General features: G+C 39.9%; 4 protein-coding genes. All 4 read left to right on the forward strand.

Annotated features, from left to right (window positions below; genetic code table 11):
• Window positions 1-150 precede the first annotated feature (150 nt).
• The 4 genes from L4C37_RS22245 (at window position 151) to L4C37_RS22260 (ending at window position 2,543) form a co-directional block, all read left to right on the forward strand.
• Complete coding sequence (locus L4C37_RS22245) at window positions 151-498, forward strand: SH3 domain-containing protein (protein WP_429770151.1); 348 nt, start codon at window positions 151-153, stop codon at window positions 496-498.
• Between the two features lie 145 nt (window positions 499-643).
• Window positions 644-1,360: a DUF8168 domain-containing protein gene (locus L4C37_RS22250; RefSeq protein WP_429770153.1), complete on the forward strand. Its 717-nt coding sequence runs from the start codon at window positions 644-646 to the stop codon at window positions 1,358-1,360.
• A 147-nt stretch (window positions 1,361-1,507) separates the two neighbouring features.
• Complete coding sequence (locus L4C37_RS22255; protein WP_429770155.1) at window positions 1,508-1,831, forward strand: YqfO family protein; 324 nt, start codon at window positions 1,508-1,510, stop codon at window positions 1,829-1,831.
• 151 nt (window positions 1,832-1,982) lie between these two features.
• Window positions 1,983-2,543: a suppressor of fused domain protein gene (locus tag L4C37_RS22260; RefSeq protein ID WP_429770157.1), complete on the forward strand. Its 561-nt coding sequence runs from the start codon at window positions 1,983-1,985 to the stop codon at window positions 2,541-2,543.
• Window positions 2,544-2,755: the final 212 nt, after the last annotated feature.

Genomic DNA, 2,755 nt, shown 5'->3' on the forward strand with positions numbered 1-2,755 from the left:
ACACATAACAAAGCATTTAAGACGGATTCCCAACGCTCGGCATTTTTGGTTTGCTTCAAAATCGGTGTTTACGGCACAATACTTTGAGTTCGGTGGTCTGCGTTGCTCACCACTTAATGCGGCGTTATGTGAATGGAGTAGAAATAGGCTATGGAATACAAAGTCGTTAAAAATTATCAGGATGATCCAGAGTTACCAATTCGAATCGTAAAAGGTGAAAAATTACAGTTTGTAGAAGAATCCAACCCAGAAGGTGATTGGGCAAATTGGATTTTTTGCCGAGGGGAAAATAAAGAAGGCTGGGTTCCAAAACAAATACTAGCTATCAATAACAATGACGTAACTGTACTTGAGGACTACTTTGCTAAGGAGCATAGTTTGACGGTTGGTGACATTTTAGTAAAAGAACATGAATTAAACGGCTGGATCTGGAGTAAAAAATTAGGTGATTCGGAAGAATTAGCTTGGGCTCCTTTAAACCATTTATGCGTTGTTTGAATTCACATAACAAACAATTTAACCTGACTTGCAACGCGTGGCAGTTTTACCCCTAATCAGGTTTAGTGATTAAGGTGCAATGCAGAGCCTCTGTATTGCGTTGCTGCGCAAGTTAATTGGGCGTTAGTATTATTTACGGAGATTTATGAAGTACCTATATATGTTAACGGGTGTAGTTCACCCTGAACGAGCAGATGTGAATGTTACTTCTACACGAATTGAGTTTGGTGATTCAGGTGATGTTATTAATTTCTCGATCTATAAATCTCGTATCGCTTTTACGGTTGAGACTTCAACATTACTGAATGAAAGTGGTATGAACAGTTTACGCTTATTTGCTGAGGAGCAAGTAAGAGCAGTCGTTGACTCACTAGGATTTCTAGTTGGTTGTGGTTATGACATCGAAATAATCCAATGCATCGAACCGCAGCATCAAGGGCACCTCATTTTCGGTGTCGAAGAAAAGTACCTTAGTGAACTAAATTATTCAGAGTTAGTTGAACCAATTGAATTAGTCGAGATTCTTAATAGCAAATTTGGTGCGTACTTGCGTAGGTGTCTTAATGACTTAAGGCTTGCAATAAGAACCCCGAAAGATAGTGCATTTTATTGTTATAGAGCAATTGAATGTCTAACTCATTACTTTTTGAATAATGGCACGCCCAATAAAAGCGAAGCGTGGCAAATGTTTAGAGAAAACATAGGTGTTTCAAAAGAGCAGATTATGTATATTAAAAAGGCAGCGGATCCCATCAGGCACGGCAATCCATTGGAGGCACAGACAGCCGACCGACAGAAAGTAATGATGGATACTTGGGCTATTACCATGAAGTTCATAACGTTTGCAAAAAGTTCGGCGTAAACATAGTACTAACAAACAATTTAAGAGTGATTCAGCACGCTTGGCGGTTTTGGTTTGGGTCTAGTTCAGTGATTACGGTGGTCCAGATTGAGTATTGTGGTAGCGTGCTTCACACCTTAATTGGGCGTTATGTTTTTCGAGGATAAAATGGAATTTAAGCTAGAAGTTTACGCTCCAGAATCGGAGGTTATCCCCATTCGGGATGCTTTAATCTCGGTTGGTGCAGGTGTTGTTGGCGATTACGACAGTGTAGTGTCAGTAGTTCAAATCTCAGGATTTTGGCGCCCAAGTATTAATGCTAAGCCAGTGACTGGCGAAAAGTCCCAGATTAACTTTGGTCATGAAGTCCGTATTGATGTGCGTTGTAAAGAGTCAGTGGTGCAATCTGCACTTAATGCTGTTCGTGAAGTTCATCCTTATGAAGAAGTGGCTATAAATATTATCCCACTAGCAAATCATCAGTTCGAATAGCCAATCAATCACAAACATAACAAGCAATTTAAGCAGACTGTCAACGCGTGGCATTTTCAACTCAGTTTAGCTTCAGTGATTTAGGTAGTAAATTTGAGTATATTGGTAGCGTTGTCAGCTACTTAATTGGGCGTCATGCATCAAGGAAATTATGAAGTCTACTAAAGAAAAGATTATTAAACATTACTCAGAGTTTTTTGAAGGTCATCACTTCGAGGAATTGTCTTGGGAGCTTGGACCAATTAAGAAAATTTTACCCGACTTTCAGGTTGTCAGGTTTGCACCTGGCCCGCAAATTAATATGTGGGTTTATTGCTCAGTAGGAGCATCAGAAATTGCACACAGAGATTCAGCTCTTCACGAGTTTGTTGTTGTATCACCGATCGAGTCAAATCGTCTAGTTGAGATGCTGGCAATGGTCACTTACTACCATTCGAATCATAATTTGGGGTTTGGTCATACTCTGCCTATTGGTGAACCTTGGCTTGAGGGTTCTAACTGTAACAACTGGCTAATTTCGTTGCCGTATCCATTTGGAGAGGATTTAGAAATAATGCCTCTAAATAGTGATCACGCACACGTGGCTTGGTTACTTCCCATCACTGATGAGGAACGAGATTTCAAAATTAAGTATGATCTAGAGGCACTCGAACAAAAATTTGATGACGCAGTGCTTAAGTACTGGGAAGTACAGCGGTCCTCTGTATTGTAAATGCATAACAAGCAATTTAAGCAGACTGTCAACGCTTGGCATTTCAACTCGGTTTAGCTTCTGTGATTAAGGTGGTAAATTTGAGTGTATTGGTAGCGTTGTCAGCTACTTAATTGGGCGTTATGTAAATGGAGAGGTTAACATCCAAAATATAAGATTATTAAAGCATCCTTTCTTAATGCTTGCGGCGGCGATGATCAGCATGATTGTTC

It is taken from the genome of Vibrio kagoshimensis (genome assembly GCF_050337535.1).
GTDB lineage: Bacteria > Pseudomonadota > Gammaproteobacteria > Enterobacterales > Vibrionaceae > Vibrio > Vibrio gallaecicus.

Bases quoted from the DNA above. Each gene is read 5' to 3' on its own strand.
- L4C37_RS22245 (WP_429770151.1), top strand. From the start codon at position 151: ATGGAATACAAAGTCGTTAAAAATTATCAGGATGATCCAGAGTTACCA.
- L4C37_RS22250 (WP_429770153.1), top strand. From the start codon at position 644: ATGAAGTACCTATATATGTTAACGGGTGTAGTTCACCCTGAACGAGCA.
- L4C37_RS22255 (WP_429770155.1), top strand. From the start codon at position 1,508: ATGGAATTTAAGCTAGAAGTTTACGCTCCAGAATCGGAGGTTATCCCC.
- L4C37_RS22260 (WP_429770157.1), top strand. From the start codon at position 1,983: ATGAAGTCTACTAAAGAAAAGATTATTAAACATTACTCAGAGTTTTTT.